Source organism: Actinomycetospora rhizophila (genome assembly GCF_042657905.1).
GTDB lineage: Bacteria > Actinomycetota > Actinomycetes > Mycobacteriales > Pseudonocardiaceae > Actinomycetospora > Actinomycetospora rhizophila.
This window is the reverse complement of record NZ_JBHSKG010000002.1, coordinates 356,043-370,571: the sequence shown is the minus strand read 5'-3', so window position 1 is coordinate 370,571 and position 14,529 is coordinate 356,043. Positions and strand designations below refer to the sequence as shown.

The window sequence follows — 14,529 nt, the reverse complement described above, 5'->3', positions numbered from 1 at the left end:
CGGCCCCCGAGCGGCGTCGTCGCGCGCGGGGAGGGCAGAGTGGTGACGGTGGTGGACCGTTCACGGCTGGCCGCAGTGCGGTCACGGGTCGTGGGCTGGGCAGCGCGCCGGTACCTCGCCTGGCGCAGTCGTCGCGGCCTCGACCCGGTAACCATGCTGCCGGATCACGCTCTGATGCCCCTGCGCCGCGACGGGCTCGACCCCGTGCCCGCGCTGCGCGAGGCCCGCGAGGACAACCCCGTGCGGCACTTCCCGCTGCCGTTCGGGGTCACGGCGTGGCTGATCACCGGCCACGAGGAGGCGCGCACCGTCCTGGGCCGCACGCGGGGCCTGTCGAACGACTTCGGGCACCTCGTCGGGCAGGCCGGCGTCAACGAGGGTCAGAATCCCGGCGGGCTGGGCTTCACCGACCCGCCCGAGCACACCCGGCTGCGTCGCCTGCTGACCCCGGAGTTCACGTCGCGGCGTCTGGCCCGCCTCGGCCCGCGGATCACCGAGATCGTCGAGGGCCGCCTCGACGCCATGGCCGAGCTGGCCGCGGCGGGCGAGCCCGTCGACCTCGTCCGCGACTTCGCGACCCCGATCCCCTCGCTGACGATCTGCGAGCTGCTCGGCATCCCCTACGACGAGCGCGACGAGTTCCAGGCGCTGTCCACCGCGCGGTTCGACCTGTTCGGCGGGGCCGGCGCGGTGTTCGACAACATCTCGGGCTCGCTGCAGTACCTCCGCGGCGTCGTCGAGCGCCAGCGCGTCGAGCCCGGCGACGGCCTGCTCGGCCAGCTCATCCGCGAGCACGGCGACGAGCTCGACACCGACGAGCTCGCCGAGCTCGCCGACGGCCTGCTCACCGGTGGTCTGGAGACCTCGGCGTCGATGCTCGCCCTCGGTGCCATGGTGCTGCTGCGCGACCCCGACAGCTTCGCCCTCGTGCGCGACGACCCCGGCGCCGTGCACGGGTTCGTCGAGGAGCTGCTGCGCTACCTGACCGTCGTCCAGATCGCCTTCCCGCGCTTCGCGACCGAGGACATGACCCTGGGCGGCGTGCAGATCAGCAAGGGCGACGGGCTGCTCGTGTCGCTCTCGGGCGCCGACCGCGACCCGCGCCTGGTGTCCGACCCCGAGCGCTTCGACCCCCGCCGCCCCCCGACGCCACACCTGGCCTTCGGGCACGGCATCCACCGCTGCATCGGGGCGGAGCTGGCGAGGATGGAACTGCGCACGGCCTACCCCGCCCTGCTGCGCCGCTTCCCGAACCTCACGCTGGCCCCGGACGCGGCGTCGCTCGACGACCAGCCGTTCCGCAAGACCTCGATCGTCTACGGCGTCGACGCCCTCCCCGTCGCCCTGGGCTGACTGACCCACGGAGTGCGTCAGCGTGGCGGCCACGCTGGCGTTGAACGTCAGGAAAGCCACCACGTCATGCGTCCGGCCCGCCACCGGCGGGTAGGCGGCTCCACGTGACCGACCGCCGGGTGTCCCGCTCCATCGAGATCGACGCGCCGCCGCGCACGGTCTTCGCGCTGCTCGCCGATCCGCGCCGTCACCCCGACTTCGACGGTTCCGGCACCGTCGAGTCGTCGATCTCCGGGCCGGCGCGGCTCTCGCTGGGGTCACGGTTCGGTGTCGCCATGCGGATCAAGCTGCCGTACCGGATCTCCAACACCGTCGTCGAGTTCGAGGAGGACGAGCGCATCGCGTGGCGGCACGTCAACCGCCACCGCTGGCGCTACGAGCTCGAGCCCACCGCGAGCGGCGGGACGAGGGTCACCGAGACCTTCGACTGGTCGACCGCCCTCGTCCCCGTGCTCCTCGACCGCAGCGGCTTCCCGACCGCCAACGCGCGCGGCATCGAGAAGACGCTGCCGCGGCTCAAGGCGCTGGCCGAGGGACGCTGACCTCGGGCTGCGCCCGGTTCGAGCGGGCGGCTTTCCTGACGTTCAACGCCAGCGTGGCCGCCACGCTGACACACCCCGTGCGTCAGCCGAGCCCCCGGCGTGTCGCGCGGGCGAGGATGTGGCGTGCGATGCCAGGAAAGCCGCATCGCTCGCACCGGGACTAGTCCACGTGCGAGTCCACGTCCGGGCTCGAGGCCTGCGCCCAGTACCGGCGGGGGATGCGCCCCGCACCCCGGGCCGCGCGGCCCGCCTCGACGGCCAGGCGCATGGCCGTCGCCATCAGCTCCGGGTCCGAGGCGCGGGTGACGGCGGTGGCGAGCAGGACCGCGTCGCAGCCCAGCTCCATCGCCTGCGCGGCCTCGGACGCCGTGCCGATGCCTGCGTCGAGGACGACGGGCACGGGCGACGCCGCCGTGATCATCTCGATGTTGTGCGGGTTGCGGATGCCCAGCCCGGTGCCGATCGGCGACCCCAGCGGCATCACCGCCGCGCACCCGGCGTCCGCCAGCTTCGCCGCCAGGACCGGGTCGTCGTTCGTGTACGGCAGCACCGTGAACCCGTCGTCGACGAGCTGCTCGGCCGCGTCGAGGAGCTCGATCGGGTCGGGCAGCAGGGTGCGCTCGTCGGCGATCACCTCGAGCTTCACCAGATCCGTCGACAGCGCCTCGCGCGCCATCCGCGCCGTGTGCACCGCCTCGGCCGCCGTCCGGCACCCCGCGGTGTTGGGCAGCGCCTCGATGCCCAGGCGCCCCAGCAGCGCCAGCACGCCGGGGCCGCCGGCCGCGTCGAGGCGGCGCATCGCCACCGTCGTCAGCTCGGTGCCCGACGCGACCAGCGCGCGCTCGAGCACCGCGAGCCCCGACGCGCCGCCGGTGCCCATGATGAGGCGCGAGCCGAACTTGCGGCCCCCGATGACCAGCGGATCCATGCTCATCCCCCCTGCACCGCGGTGAGCACCTCGACGCGCGAGCCCTCGATCAGCGCCACCGTCGCCCAGCTCGCGCGGGGCACCACCGTGCCGTCGACGGCCACCGCGACGCCCCGCTCGGGCACGCCGTGCTCGGCCATGAGCGCGGCGACCGTGGTGCCGGGCCCGATCTCGCGGCGCTCGTCGTTCAGCCAGACGATGGTCATCGCTGCCCCTCCCTCCCTGCGCCGGCATGACCCGGATCAGGTTCGACGGTCGGGGCCGGCCGGCCCCCTCTCAGCCCCGCAGGGCTCCCGTGGTGTCCGATTCCCACCGTACGCGCGGTGCTCAGCCCGACGCGACGGCCGAACGATCCGCCGCGGCCGCCCGGGCCGCGTCGGGCAGCGGGTCGCCGCGCAGCGCCGCCACGACCGCGTCCACGCTCACCGCCACGAGCAACATCCCGTTGCGCCCGTGCCCGGTGGCCGCGACCAGCCCCGCCGGCCCGACGGGCCCGAGCAGCGGCAGGTTGTCGTCGGTCCCCGGACGGAACGAGGCGGCGGACTCCTCGAGGGCGTAGTCGGCGATCCCCGGCAGCACGCGCTCGACGTCGGCGACGAGGTCGCGCACGCCGCCGACGGTCACGTCCGGGTCGAAGCCCGCCTCGTACTGCGTCGCCCCGACCACCAGCCCGCCGGCGTCCCGCGGCACGGCGTAGACCGGCCGCCCGCTCACCGCCGCCCGCACGGTGCGCGACGGCGGCGCCAGTGACGTCCGGCGCGCCCGCACCCGCAGGATCTCCCCCTTGACGGGCCGCACCCGGCCCTCGAGCACGGCGTGCAGCGTCGACGACCACGCCCCGGCGGCCACGACGACGCGCGACGCCTCGAGCACCCCGCCGTCCTCGAACGACACTCCCGTCACGCGCGCCCCGTCGTCGAGCACCCGCACCACGCGCCGTGCGAGCGTCACGACGCCGACGGCGGACCCCGCCGCCCCCAGCGCCCCGAGCAGCACCCGGTTGTCGACGGCCAGGTCGTCGGGCACCGCGAACCCCGCCCGCACCGACGGCCCCAGCGACGGCTCCAGGCGCCGCAGCTCGCGACGGGTCAGCCGCTCGACCGGGCGCCCCCACGCCTCGAGGTGCGCGGCCACCCGGTCCAGGTCCGCCACGTCGGCGGCGTCCACGGCCACCTGCAGCGTCCCCTCGCGCCGCAGCCCGACCGGCCGCCCGGCGTCCTCGGCCACGCGAGAAGCGAACGCCGGCCACGACGCCAGCGACGCCGCCCCGAGCTCCAGGACGTCGCGCTCGCCGGGCCACGCCTCGCTGATCGGGGCGAGCATCCCCCCGGCCACCCGCGAGGCGCCCGAGCCCGGGTCGGGGTCGACGAGCACCACCTCGTCCGCGAGCCCCTCGCGCGCCGCCGCCCAGGCGATCGCGGAGCCCACGGCCCCTGCCCCCACGACGACGAGCCGGTCCCGCACGGTCACCGAAACTACGCGATACCGTCGTCACGGTGAGTGCATCGAGGACCGACCGCCGCGCCCGCCTCCAGGACGCCCGGCTCTACCTGTGCACCGACTCCCGCGCCGCACGCGGCGACCTCGCCGCGTTCGCCGACGCCGCCCTGCGCGGGGGCGTCGACGTCGTCCAGCTGCGCGAGAAGGGCCTGGAGGCGCGCGAGGAGCTCGCCGCGCTCGAGGTCCTCGGCGACGCGGCCCGCCGCCACGGTGCGCTGCTCGCCGTCAACGACCGCGCCGACATCGCCCTCGCCGCCGACGCGGACGTGCTGCACCTCGGGCAGGACGACCTGCCCGTGCCGTGGGCGCGCCGGGTGGTCGGCGACGACGTGCTCGTCGGGCGCTCCACCCACGACGCCGACCAGGCCGCCGCCGGCGCCGCGGAGGTCGGTGCCGACTACTTCTGCACCGGCCCGTGCTGGCCCACGCCGACCAAGCCCGGCCGGCCCGCCCCGGGCCTCGACCTCGTGCGCAGCACCGCCGCCGCGGCCCCCGCCCGGCCGTGGTTCGCGATCGGCGGGATCGACCACGCCCGCCTCGACGAGGTCCTCGCGGCCGGCGCCACCCGCGTCGTCGTGGTCCGGGCGATCACCGAGGCCGACGACCCGGAGCAGGCCGCCCGCCGGCTCAAGGACGCCCTCAGCGCGCCACCGACAACGTGAGCCGCTCGGAGGCCAGGACCTCGTCGATCGGCTGGTAGAGGCTCGTGCCGCCGGCCGTGGTGCAGTCGCCCGTGCCGCCGGAGAGCAGCCCGAGCGCCGAGCTGCCGGACACGAACGGCCCGCCCGAGTCGCCGCCCTCGCTGCAGGCGTCGGTGAGCACGAGGCCCTGGACGGGGCCCGCGGCGTAGTTCGCGGTGACGTCGACGGCGGTCACCTTCCCGCAGCGCCATCCCGTCGTGGAGCCCGAGCGGCAGACGGTGGCGCCGACGGGCGCGGTCGCGGTGCCCGTGATCGACCGGGTCGTCGACCCCTCGGCGGCCACCGACGGGGTCGCCCGCCAACCGGGGCCGACGTCGACGACGCCCCAGTCACCCGTGCGGTCGAACACCGAGCTGCGGACCGGACCGACGGGGGCGTTGTTCGCCCCGGTGACGTCGCCGCCGCGGTTGGTGCAGTGTCCGGCGGTGATCAGCCGCGGCGCCCCCGACGCGGTGGTCGCCGTGAACGCCAGCGAGCACCGCGTCCCGTTGACGCGCACGGCGTCGCCGCCGACGAGGTCGTAGACGGGCGGGTCGGCGCGCGGGGTCGGCGCGGCCACGCCCTCGACGACCCGCACCGACGCGTCGACCTCGCGCGCCTGCTGCACGTAGGCCGCCGACCGGGAGTCCCGCGGCGCCGTGTTGAGCGCCAGCACGACCGCACGGTCCGCGAGGTCGACCCACCAGGCGCTCACCGCGGGCGGCGCGCCGTGGCGCTCCGCGAGGGCGTCGAGGCGCTCCTTGACCACCCCGAGCTCCGCGGGTGACGAGGCCGGCGCGGCCGCCACCGCCGGCGCCGGTCCGGCGAGCAGCGAGGTGAGGACCGCCCCCGCCAGCACCAGGAGGACCGCCCGACCCATCGCCACCCCCGACTCGATCGTTCGTCGGCACAGACGCCGACGGCCGGACGAACGCTAAGGCGTCCGTCCGGCCGTCGGTGGGAGCCGGGGTGGGATCTCAGCCGTTGGTGGAACCCCCACCGGAACCGCCCGAGTCGCGCGGCACCAGGTTGGGCAGGGGGTTGTTCTGCGAGGTCCGCGTCGACTGCTGCGAGGTGGTCGTGTCGGGCTGCCGGGTCCCGGTGCTGCCGGTCCCGCCGCCCTGCTCGTCCTGCAGGTTCGACGAGGTCGTCGTGCTCGGGGCGTCCGTCTCCTCGGTCGCCGAGTCGGACGGCGCCGTGGTGGCCTCGGACGTGCCGGTCTCCTGACCGAAGAGGCTGCCGACCGACGTCCCGCTCGACCCGCCGGAGAGCGGGCGCCCGGCCGCGGTCTCGACGCCGACCGTCGCGATGAGCGCGATGACGAACACGCTCGCCGCGACGCCGCCGAGGGTGACCCAGGTCTTCCACCCGAGGCCCTTGAGCACGGCGAGCATCGCCGCCGGGTCGAAGCGGCGCCGGGCCGGCTCCGGCTCGAGCGGGGCGACCCGGGTGACCGCGTCGTCGCCGCCGGGAGGACCGCCGGGGCCGCCGGGGCCGCCGGGGCCGCCGGGGCCACCAGGACCCGTCGGGCGCCCGGGCTGGCCCATCATCGCGGTCGGTCCGCCGCCCGGAGGCGTGCCCGTCTGGCGGCTCTGCGGGATGAACGCGGTCGGGCGCACCTCGGTGGGCGCACCCGGCGCACCCGGCGCGAGGGCGGTCGCCGGGTCGACGCGCGAGTGCACCCGCGTCGGGTCGGCGCCCTCCGCGCGCAGCGCCACCCGCCCCGGGTGGACCGGCTGGCCGGGCTGCCCCGGCTGCCCCGGCTGGCCGGGGCGACCGGTCGGCGGGCCCGCGGCACCGGGGACCCGGCGCGTGGGGTCGGCCGGCGGCATCCCCGGGCGCACCTGGCGCTGGCCCGGCGGCACCGGGACGCCGGGACCGGGCGTAGGCGGACCCGCGACCGGACGGCCGGGCGGGCCGGGCTGCTGCACCGGCGTCGGCGCAGGCGCGGACGACCGGGCCGACGCGCCGCCGGCGATCTTGCCGACCGCCGTCGCCACGCGCGTGTTGTTCGGCCCCGCCACGACGAGGCGCTGCTTGACCCGGTCGCGGGTCACCTCGAGCGACTTCTGGTACAGGGCCGAGCCGACGGTGGAGACGATGGAGGCGACCGCCGCGCCGCCGATGGTGCCGAGCACGCCCATGAACGACCCGAGGATCGCCGCGGTCGCGGCGGCCAGCGCACTGGCGATGATCTGCGGGAAGGTCAGGCCGATGCCGGAGGAGGCGGTCTCGGACTTCGCTTCAGGGTTCGCTGGTGACATGGCTCCCGGTGGGCGCGGATCGGGGTGACACGGGCAGGTCGGGGTGCGTCCGGAACGTGGTGACGTACCCGCCGACCACTACGGACGACGCCCACCATCGTGCCGCGTTGCCCCCCGGTGAGAGCGTTCACCCACGGACGCAGTCACCTGCCCCCGAGCAGAGCAATCGCTGGACCGAACGGCTCAGGCGTCGGGCACGACAGGGCGTCGTGGGCCCGGATGCCCGGGCGGCAGGGCCGAACGAACCAACGGCCAGGACGCTGCGACGCACACCACCACCAGGGGCCACGTCAGCACGAGCTGGGCGACGGCCAGCGCCGCCGTCTGCCCCGCCGCCCACAGCCCGAGGAACACCACCACCCGCACCGCGTACTGGGCCGCCCACACCCAGCTCGCGCGGCTGTAGCCGCGGACCAGGTCGGGGTCGCGGCGCCACAGCGTCGGGTGGCCCGTGAGCGTGCCCACGACGACCCCGAGCAGCGGCCACCGGATCGCGATCGAGACCAGCCAGGCGACGAGGCTGCCCGCGTTGGCGACGATGCGGGGCAGGAAGAAGTCCTCCGCGCGCCCCGTGTAGAGCGCGAGCAGCGCCGCGCCGACCGCGAGCAGCAGGCCCACCGCGAGCGCGCGGGGCCGCTCGCCCCGGCGCAGGCGCCACACGGCGATCACCGCGGCGACGGCGACCGCGGCGACCCCGCCGAGCAGGATGGGCTGCACCCACGCCAGGGCGTCGGCGGTCAACCAGACGGCGACGAACACCACGCCGGGCACCGACGCGTCCACGGCCTGGCCCCGACCGCCGAGGAGCTCGGTGAACGGGTTGACCCCCTGGGCGCGGTCGTCGTCGGGCACGGTCAACCGAGGGGCTCCGCGGCGCGGCCCCGGCGCGCGAGCTCGGCGGTGAAGGCCGGGGACGGCGTGCTCGGGCTCGAGATCTCCACGAGCATGCCGTTGGGGTCGGTGACGAGCATCTGGCGGCGGCCGTGGAAGAGGTCCCGCGGCGGGGCCACGAGGGGCAGGCGCAGCCGCCGCGCCTCGGCGTGCACCGCGTCGACGTCGTCGACCACGAACGTGAGGATCACCCCGGCCGGGTCGGCCCGGTAGGGCGGCGGCACGAGCTCGTGGCCGACGGCCCAGATGGCGAGCTCGTGGACGTCGTCACCGTCGGTGCGGGAGAGCGCCACGTACCAGTCGCTGTCGAACGCGACCCGGAAGCCGAGCAGCGCGACGTAGAAGTCCCGCGTCTCGGGCAGCCGGTCGGACAGCACGGTGGGGAACGAGCGGCGCATCGCCATGCCTTGAGATCCTCTCTCCGGCGGGGTCCCCATCGTCGCGCACCGCCGCCGTTCCCCGGGTCGCGGGGCCGATCACGCCGGTCACACCTCGAGCGGACCGACCGTCACCCGGATGACCGCCCAGCACGCCTCGGTCAGCTGGGTCGCCAGCTGGTCGCGCGTCGCCCCGTGCGGGTCGTCGAGCCAGTGGGCGCTCGCGGAGTCGACCATCCCCACCAGCCCGAAGGCGAGCGGGTGGGCCACCGGCGGCGGGAGCTCCGCCCCGAGCGACCCGTCGACGAGCATCCCCGCGACGTGCTCGGCGACGGTGGCGCGCACGTTGGTCGTCGCGGACTCGCCGCCGGTGCCGAACGAGGTGCGCTTGAGGTAGCGGTAGACGTTCGCGTTCGCCTCCAACCAGCCCAGATGCGCCCGCAGGGCCTTGGCCAGCATCTCGAACGGGCGCCCCGAGGGCCGCCACACCGGCTCCAGCTCGTGGACGAGCCGCTCGACCGAGCGCGCGGCGATGGCGCTCTGCAGGTCGTCGCGGCCCTCGAAGTGCCGGTAGAGCCCGGGCCGCGAGACGCCGGCCCGCGCGGCGATCTGCTCGGTGGTGACCTCGGGACCGTGCTCCCCGATCGCGGCGACCGCGGCGTCGACGAGCTCGAGCCGCCGGGCCGCGCGGTGCCCGGCCCACCGCGCGGCGCGCCCGTCCACGGGCGTGTCCCCGGTGGTGTCCTCGGGGGTCTCCCCGGCGGGTGCGTCGGTCATGGTCGTCCCAGGGTGGCACCGCGGGGGGCGAGCGGCCAGTGAAGCGCAGGTCAGGACCGGGTTCCGACGTGCTCGCTCGCGCGGCCCACCAGCACCAGCACGCACCCCGCGAGCAGTCCCGCGACCACCGCCCGCCCGCCGTGGGCCGGGTCGGCGAGGGCCACGAGCGACGAGAAGATCGTCACCGCCCACCCGAACACCGCGAGCCAGCTCGAGATCGGGCGCAGGCCGTCGACGTTCGTGGTGTCCCGGCGGGCGCGCACCGAGCGCCACGCCGCGAGCACGAACGCGAGGACGACGGCGACGACGACGGCGACCGTGCGCCCCGGCCCCGGCGGCACCAGCCCGACGACCAGCAGCGTCGCCGCGGCCACGACCAGCGCCGCCCCGGTGACCAGCCAGCCGGCGCGTCGCACGCGGGCGGCACCGCCCTCGCCGGCGGCGGTCCCGATGGGCATGCCGGGCAGCGTAGCCGCGCCCCGGCCCGCACCGGTCGACGATCACCCCGCGCCGCGCGGCTCCTCGTCGCCGTCTCCCTCACCGCGCGCGAACGCCCGTTCCCGTGCGGCGTACTCCCGCGCCTGGCGGGCGCTCTCGCGCAGCCGCTCGGCCGCGTGGGGCCGCAGCCGCGCCGACTCCTCGTACACGTGCGCCACGGTGTCCTCCGACTCGGCGATCCGGCCGGCGACGGCCTCGATGCGGCGCCGGAGGTGCTCGGCGTGCTCGAGCGCCGACCGATGGTCGGCCACCACGTGACGCTCCACGTGCCGCGGGGTCTCGTCCATCGGTCCTCCGCACGGGTTCCGGGCCGAGCACCGTGTGCCCGGCGCCACCCTGTCCGGACTAGCATGGCCCAGCTACCCGGTCGACGCCTCCGGCCGTTCGGCGACATCGCCGGCACCGGCCGTCCGCCGTCGGGGTGGACGTCGTGGGAGAGGCAGGCGCCAGAAATGGAAGCGGATGTGCCCCCCCGTGATCGGGGTGGGCGCCTCGGCCGGGGGCGTGGAGGCGCTGCTCGAGCTCGCCGCGGGCCTCGAGCCCGACCTGCCCGCCACGGTCCTCGTCGTACTGCACCAGCCCGCCGAGGCCCCGACGGTCCTGCCGCAGCTCATGGACAAGCGCTGCGCGCTGCCCGTCCGGCACGCCGAGAACGGGGACGGCCTCGTGCCCGGCACGGTCCTGCTGGCCCCGCCGGACCACCACCTGCTCGTCGTCGGCGACCGGGTGGAGGTCACCCGCGGACCGCGGGAGAACGGCCACCGCCCGGCGATCGACCCCCTGTTCCGGTCGATGGCCGTGGAGCTCGGGCCGAGCGCGATCGGCTGCGTGCTGTCGGGGCTGCTCGACGACGGAGCCGCCGGCCTGCTGGCGCTGGTGCGCCACGGCGGCACGGCCGTCGTCCAGGACCCGGAGGAGGCCCACTTCCCCTCGATGCCCCGGTCGGCCCTCGACCAGGTCCCGGGTGCCGTCGTGCGGCCGGTCGCCGACCTGGGCGTGGTGTTCTCGACGCTCGCCGCGCGCCCGGTGATCGGCGGGCGCCGCCCGAGCCCCGAGCTCGTGCGCGAGGTGGCCCTCGTCCGGTCGGGAGGCAGCGTGGACGACCAGGAGAAGCCGCCCGGGCCGCCGGCCGGGCTCGTGTGCCCCGACTGCTCGGGGCCCTTGTTCGACCTCAGCGAGGGCAACCTGCTGCGCTACCGCCGGGTGGGTCACGCGTGGTCGGAGCAGAGCCTCTCGAGCGTCCAGGAGGACGGGATCGAGCGGGCGCTCTTCACCGCGCTCCAGGCACTGGAGGACAAGGCGGACCTGCAGCACCGGATCGCGCGGTCCGCGGGAGATCGCGGCGCCGCGCGCACCGCGGAGCGGGCCCGCGAGACGGCACACCAGGCCCTGCACTCGGCCGGTCTGGTCCGTGACCTGCTGGCCGATCGGAGGGCCGGGGACAGCGCATGAACGAGGACGAACGGGTGGACGAGGCCGAGGACGGGGTCGGGGACGAGACCGTCGACGGGACCGCGGGCGCCACCGGGGAGGGACCCGAGGCGACCGTCGCGGGGCAGGAGGCCGCGTTCGAGACGCTGCTCGAGTTCCTCAAGGAGAGCCGCGGCTTCGACTTCACCGGCTACAAGCGCTCCAGCATCTGGCGACGGGTCACCCGGCGGATGCAGCAGCTCGGTGTCGCATCCTTCAACGACTACCTCGACGTGCTGCAGGTCGACCAGGACGAGTTCACGCACCTGTTCAACACGGTGCTGATCAACGTCACCGGCTTCCTGCGCGACCCCGAGGCGTGGCGCGAGCTGCAGGAGGAGATCGTTCCGCAGCTGCTCGCCCCCAAGACCCGCGGCGAGTCGGTGCGTGTGTGGTCGGCGGGGTGCGCGAGCGGCGAGGAGGCCTACGGCCTGGCGATGGTGTTCGCCGAGGCGCTCGGCATCGAGGAGTTCCGCCAGCGGGTGAAGGTGTACGCCACCGACGTCGACGAGGACGCGCTGGCCACGGCGCGCCAGGCGACGTACGGCGACCGCGAGCTGCAGGCCCTGCCCGACCAGTGGCGCGAGCGCTACTTCGAGCGCGCCGCGGGCCGGTACACGTTCCGCAGCGACCTGCGGCGCAGCGTCATCTTCGGCCGCAACGACCTGGTGCAGGACGCGCCGATCGGGCGCCTCGACCTGCTCGTGTGCCGCAACACGCTGATGTACCTCAACGCCGAGACGCAGGCGCAGGTCCTGCGGCGCTTCCACTTCGCGCTCAACCCGGCCGGCGTCATGTTCCTGGGCAAGGCCGAGATGCTGCTGTCCCACGGCCGCCTCTTCCTGCCGATCGACCTCAAGCGCCGCTTCTTCCGCAAGTCCGACCAGGTCGACCAGGCCGGCCGGCTGGCGGTCATGGCCGGGCGGGACGGTCAGTCCGAGACCCGCCGCGACGTGCAGCTCGAAGACGAGACGCTGCTGTTCAGCCCGCTCGCGACGATCGTCGTCACCTCCGACGACGTCGTCGCCAAGGCCAACCAGCGCGCCGAGGCCCAGCTCGGGGTCTCCACCCGCGAGATCGGGCGCCGCTTCACCGACCTGGAGATCTGTCACCGGATCACCGGTCTGCGGTCGTCGTACGAGGACGTCCGGCGCCACCGCACGTCGATGTGGCAGCACGAGGCGGAGTTCTCGCGCTCGACCTCGGAGACCCTCGTCTTCGACATCCAGATCGTGCCGCTCGAGGCCCACAGCGACGACGGCGTCTCCATCGCCCTGTTCTTCACCGACGTCACCCGCTACCGCCGGATGACCGTCGAGCTCCAGTCGGCCCACCGGCAGGTGGAGACCGCCTACGAGGAGCTCCAGTCCACCGTCGAGGAGCTCGAGACCACCAACGAGGAGCTCCAGTCCACCGTCGAGGAGCTCGAGACCACCAACGAGGAGCTCCAGTCCACCGTCGAGGAACTGGAGACCACCAACGAGGAGCTCGAGTCCACCAACGACGAGCTCCAGTCCATGAACGACGAGATGCGCGAGCGTTCGAGCCAGCTCGACCGGGCCAATGATTTCCTGGAGTCGGTTCTGGGCAGCCTCCGGACAGCAGTGATCGTGGTGGATACGGAGCTGATCGTGCAGGCGTGGAACGGCCGCGCGGACGACCTGTGGGGCGTGCGCAGCGACGAGGCCGTCGGCCAGCACCTGCTCAACCTCGACATCGGCCTCGCCATGGACCGCGTGCGCCCGCTCGTCCGCGACGTCCTGGCGGGCAACGTGCCGCGGGAGGACCCCCTGCGCACCGACGCCATCAACCGGCGCGGGCGCTCGGTGCAGCTCGCCATCGCCGTGTCCCCGCTGACCGGGCGGGAGAGCCGCCCCGGCGGCGCCATCATCCTGATGGACCACGTCGACGGGACGGGACCGAGCGCCGCCGAGCCAGTGCCGGAGGACCGGACGACGTCGTGAGTGGCACCGAGCAACGCCGAGGCGGGGCGGGGACCGACGCGGGACCCGGCCCGGCGGGCGTGGACGTCGACGGGCTGGCCGACCTGCTCGACGACATCTCGGCCGAGCTCGAGGCCCTCGGCGGTCCCGACCGGGGTGCGGTCACCGGCGACGGGCCGGAGGCCAGCGAGAACCGCACGGTCCAGGGGACCCAGGCGTCGCTGGCCCGCGCGGCGGCGCGGGCGCTGCGCGGGGAGGCCGGCGAGGCCCGGCGGGCGATCCGCGCGACGCTCGACGACGTGCAGCGCGCCAAGGACCGGGCCCGTCGCGCCGGTGCGGCCCGTCCCGGGGTGTCGGACGTGCCCCTCGCCGACCTCGAACGGCTGGCCCGGCAGGCCCTCGCCGTGGCCGGGCCGGTGGTGTGGGCCGAGCTCGCGGTGCCGGCCGCCGACGGCTCCGTGGTCACCGCGACGGCCGGACGTCTCCCGCCCGCCGTCGCCGAGGCACTGCGAGCCGGACCGCGGGCCGCGGTGCTCCGCGGCGGCGTGGGTGTCGCCGTGGAGGGCGCCGACGCCCGCTGGCCCGAGCTGCGCTCGTCGGGCGCGGGGTTCCTCGTGCTCCCGCTCGGTGTGTTGGGTGCCGTGTCCCTCGCGGCGGCGGAGCCGGCGGCCTTCGACGAGGCGGCCCGCGCCATCGCGCGCGAGATCGCGGCGCACGGCGCGGGCCTGCTCACCCGCGAGGGCACCGGTCCCGCCGCGCGGGCCCACGCGCTGGTGGTCACCGCGAGCACGCTGCTCGCCCGCACGCTCGAGCTCGACCCGTCGGACGGCCTCGACGCGCTCCTCGAGCGGGCCACCACGGCCGGCAGCACGATCCTGGACAGCGCCCGCGTCGTCGTCGACGAGCTGGGTCCGCCGGGGGAGGACGGGACGTCCCGGGCGCCCGAGCCCGCGACCCTGCGCCGGGCGATCGCGTACCTCGAGGACCACGCGGCCGAGGAGGTCGACGTCGCCGCGGTGGCGGCGGCCGCGGGCCTGGGCGTGCGCGGCCTGCAGACGACCTTCCGCCGGTGGCGCGGCACGACCCCGCTCAGCCACCTGCGCGAGATCCGTCTCGCCCGCGCCCACGAGGAGCTCCGGGGCTCCGACCCCCGCCGGACCACCGTCGGCGACGTCGCGCACCGGTGGCGGTTCTCCAACCCCGGGCGCTTCTCGGTGACCTACCGCGGGCGCTACGGCTGCTCGCCCGGCGAGACGCTGCGCGCCTGAGGATCACCTCGGGCCGGTGTCCCGATGTGGGGCAGGTG

General features: G+C 75.7%; 16 protein-coding genes and 1 riboswitch. Of the genes, 6 read left to right on the top strand and 10 right to left on the bottom strand.

Going from position 1 to position 14,529, the window contains the following annotated elements; translation table 11 throughout:
- Window positions 1-66: 66 nt before the first annotated feature.
- Both ACFPK1_RS05625 and ACFPK1_RS05620 read left to right on the top strand, forming a co-directional pair.
- Window positions 67-1,353, top strand: coding sequence for a cytochrome P450 (locus tag ACFPK1_RS05625; RefSeq protein ID WP_378020270.1), 1,287 nt, complete (start codon window positions 67-69; stop codon window positions 1,351-1,353).
- Between the two features lie 104 nt (window positions 1,354-1,457).
- Window positions 1,458-1,895 (top strand): SRPBCC family protein, encoded by a 438-nt coding sequence (locus ACFPK1_RS05620; RefSeq protein ID WP_378019918.1) that lies wholly within the window; start codon window positions 1,458-1,460, stop codon window positions 1,893-1,895.
- Window positions 1,896-2,055: 160 nt separating this feature from the next.
- On the opposite strand, the gene thiG is transcribed toward ACFPK1_RS05620, so the two are convergent.
- From thiG to thiO, 3 genes are all read right to left on the bottom strand, one after another.
- Window positions 2,056-2,823 (bottom strand): thiazole synthase, encoded by a 768-nt coding sequence (thiG, locus tag ACFPK1_RS05615; RefSeq protein ID WP_378020269.1) that lies wholly within the window; start codon window positions 2,821-2,823, stop codon window positions 2,056-2,058.
- Between the two features lie 2 nt (window positions 2,824-2,825).
- Window positions 2,826-3,029, bottom strand: coding sequence for a sulfur carrier protein ThiS (gene thiS / locus ACFPK1_RS05610; RefSeq protein WP_378019917.1), 204 nt, complete (start codon window positions 3,027-3,029; stop codon window positions 2,826-2,828).
- Window positions 3,025-3,130: riboswitch (TPP riboswitch) on the bottom strand. (Overlaps the previous gene by 5 nt.)
- Before the next feature lie 20 nt (window positions 3,131-3,150).
- On the bottom strand, window positions 3,151-4,293 hold the full coding sequence (thiO, locus tag ACFPK1_RS05605; protein ID WP_378019916.1) for a glycine oxidase ThiO: 1,143 nt from the start codon (window positions 4,291-4,293) through the stop codon (window positions 3,151-3,153).
- Between the two features lie 26 nt (window positions 4,294-4,319).
- On the opposite strand from thiO, the gene thiE reads away from it, so the two are divergent.
- Complete coding sequence (gene thiE, locus ACFPK1_RS05600; RefSeq protein ID WP_378019915.1) at window positions 4,320-4,985, top strand: thiamine phosphate synthase; 666 nt, start codon at window positions 4,320-4,322, stop codon at window positions 4,983-4,985.
- Here the strand turns inward: thiE and ACFPK1_RS05595 are convergent.
- The 7 genes from ACFPK1_RS05595 to ACFPK1_RS05565 all read right to left on the bottom strand — a co-directional run bounded on the left by ACFPK1_RS05595 (window position 4,963) and on the right by ACFPK1_RS05565 (window position 10,097).
- The gene (locus tag ACFPK1_RS05595) at window positions 4,963-5,883 is read right to left on the bottom strand and encodes a S1 family peptidase (RefSeq protein WP_378019914.1); all 921 of its coding nucleotides are present in this window, start codon (window positions 5,881-5,883) and stop codon (window positions 4,963-4,965) included. The two genes, thiE and ACFPK1_RS05595, sit on opposite strands and share 23 nt — an antisense overlap.
- Window positions 5,884-5,980: 97 nt before the next feature.
- Complete coding sequence (locus tag ACFPK1_RS05590) at window positions 5,981-7,267, bottom strand: hypothetical protein (protein ID WP_378019913.1); 1,287 nt, start codon at window positions 7,265-7,267, stop codon at window positions 5,981-5,983.
- Between the two features lie 183 nt (window positions 7,268-7,450).
- Complete coding sequence (locus tag ACFPK1_RS05585; protein WP_378020268.1) at window positions 7,451-8,119, bottom strand: DUF3159 domain-containing protein; 669 nt, start codon at window positions 8,117-8,119, stop codon at window positions 7,451-7,453.
- A 2-nt stretch (window positions 8,120-8,121) separates the two neighbouring features.
- Entirely contained in the window at window positions 8,122-8,562 is a 441-nt protein-coding gene (locus ACFPK1_RS05580) for a VOC family protein (protein WP_378019912.1), read from the bottom strand.
- 81 nt (window positions 8,563-8,643) lie between these two features.
- Window positions 8,644-9,312 carry a TetR/AcrR family transcriptional regulator gene (locus ACFPK1_RS05575; protein WP_378019911.1) on the bottom strand — a complete coding sequence of 223 codons (669 nt, stop codon included), beginning with the start codon at window positions 9,310-9,312 and terminating at the stop codon, window positions 8,644-8,646.
- A 50-nt stretch (window positions 9,313-9,362) separates the two neighbouring features.
- Window positions 9,363-9,770 (bottom strand): hypothetical protein, encoded by a 408-nt coding sequence (locus ACFPK1_RS05570; protein ID WP_378019910.1) that lies wholly within the window; start codon window positions 9,768-9,770, stop codon window positions 9,363-9,365.
- A 42-nt stretch (window positions 9,771-9,812) separates the two neighbouring features.
- On the bottom strand, window positions 9,813-10,097 hold the full coding sequence (locus ACFPK1_RS05565; RefSeq protein ID WP_378019909.1) for a hypothetical protein: 285 nt from the start codon (window positions 10,095-10,097) through the stop codon (window positions 9,813-9,815).
- 175 nt (window positions 10,098-10,272) lie between these two features.
- On the opposite strand from ACFPK1_RS05565, the gene ACFPK1_RS05560 reads away from it, so the two are divergent.
- From ACFPK1_RS05560 to ACFPK1_RS05550, 3 genes are read left to right on the top strand one after another with little or no spacing between them, the layout of a single operon-like run.
- On the top strand, window positions 10,273-11,262 hold the full coding sequence (locus ACFPK1_RS05560; RefSeq protein ID WP_378019908.1) for a chemotaxis protein CheB: 990 nt from the start codon (window positions 10,273-10,275) through the stop codon (window positions 11,260-11,262).
- The gene (locus tag ACFPK1_RS05555) at window positions 11,259-13,244 is read left to right on the top strand and encodes a CheR family methyltransferase (RefSeq protein WP_378019907.1); all 1,986 of its coding nucleotides are present in this window, start codon (window positions 11,259-11,261) and stop codon (window positions 13,242-13,244) included. The genes ACFPK1_RS05560 and ACFPK1_RS05555 overlap by 4 nt, the downstream gene beginning before the upstream one ends.
- The gene (locus ACFPK1_RS05550; RefSeq protein WP_378019906.1) at window positions 13,241-14,491 is read left to right on the top strand and encodes a helix-turn-helix transcriptional regulator; all 1,251 of its coding nucleotides are present in this window, start codon (window positions 13,241-13,243) and stop codon (window positions 14,489-14,491) included. Before ACFPK1_RS05555 ends, ACFPK1_RS05550 begins: the two co-directional genes overlap by 4 nt.
- The last annotated feature ends 38 nt before the right edge of the window (window positions 14,492-14,529 follow it).

Coding starts and splice junctions, on each gene's coding strand:
- thiG (WP_378020269.1), bottom strand. CDS start 2,823: ATGGATCCGCTGGTCATCGGGGGCCGCAAGTTCGGCTCGCGCCTCATC.
- thiS (WP_378019917.1), bottom strand. CDS start 3,029: ATGACCATCGTCTGGCTGAACGACGAGCGCCGCGAGATCGGGCCCGGC.
- ACFPK1_RS05595 (WP_378019914.1), bottom strand. CDS start 5,883: ATGGGTCGGGCGGTCCTCCTGGTGCTGGCGGGGGCGGTCCTCACCTCG.
- ACFPK1_RS05590 (WP_378019913.1), bottom strand. CDS start 7,267: ATGTCACCAGCGAACCCTGAAGCGAAGTCCGAGACCGCCTCCTCCGGC.
- ACFPK1_RS05580 (WP_378019912.1), bottom strand. CDS start 8,562: ATGGCGATGCGCCGCTCGTTCCCCACCGTGCTGTCCGACCGGCTGCCC.
- ACFPK1_RS05575 (WP_378019911.1), bottom strand. CDS start 9,312: ATGACCGACGCACCCGCCGGGGAGACCCCCGAGGACACCACCGGGGAC.
- ACFPK1_RS05570 (WP_378019910.1), bottom strand. CDS start 9,770: ATGCCCATCGGGACCGCCGCCGGCGAGGGCGGTGCCGCCCGCGTGCGA.
- ACFPK1_RS05565 (WP_378019909.1), bottom strand. CDS start 10,097: ATGGACGAGACCCCGCGGCACGTGGAGCGTCACGTGGTGGCCGACCAT.
- ACFPK1_RS05560 (WP_378019908.1), top strand. CDS start 10,273: ATGTGCCCCCCCGTGATCGGGGTGGGCGCCTCGGCCGGGGGCGTGGAG.
- ACFPK1_RS05555 (WP_378019907.1), top strand. CDS start 11,259: ATGAACGAGGACGAACGGGTGGACGAGGCCGAGGACGGGGTCGGGGAC.